A 494-nucleotide genomic window follows, 5' to 3' on the forward strand; every position below is an offset into this window, starting at 1 on the left:
GTATTAGCGGGTACCGCAACGGGGATCATCGTAGGGTTGATTCCTAACGCGGTATTGGCAGCAATTTTGAAATTATTTGGTGAAAATACCTTAGCAGTAACGATCACACAAATGGCAGTTATTTTCCAACTAGCTACTCCACTATTGTTGGCGCTTTGATTGCGGTGCAGTTTGGCTTCAAACCAATGCAAATGTTAGTAGTTGCCGGTGCAGCTTTCGTTGGCTCCGGTGTTGTGAAATTCAATCCTGACACAGCTACTTATATCGGTGCTGGTACCGGAGACATCATCAATACCATGATTACTGCATCAATCGCTGTCGGCATGATCTTGTTGATCGGCGAAAAATTTGGGTCCGTGGCAATTGTTGCAACACCAATCGTTGTTGGTATCGGCGCTGGTCTAATCGGCTATTATTTATATCCTTACGTAACCAAGATTACTGCCGCTATCGGTGACTTAATTAATACCTTTACTACTTTGCAACCAATTTTG

Annotated in this window: 1 protein-coding gene; it reads left to right on the forward strand. The window is 43.5% G+C overall.

Features of this window, described 5'->3' with window-relative positions; translation table 11 throughout:
• Positions 1-143: 143 nt before the first annotated feature.
• A partial coding sequence (locus tag ACU8YE_RS24535) for a PTS sugar transporter subunit IIC (RefSeq protein WP_446929997.1) occupies positions 144-494 on the forward strand: 351 nt, incomplete at its 3' end.

This window comes from Ralstonia sp. VS2407 (genome assembly GCF_052950655.1).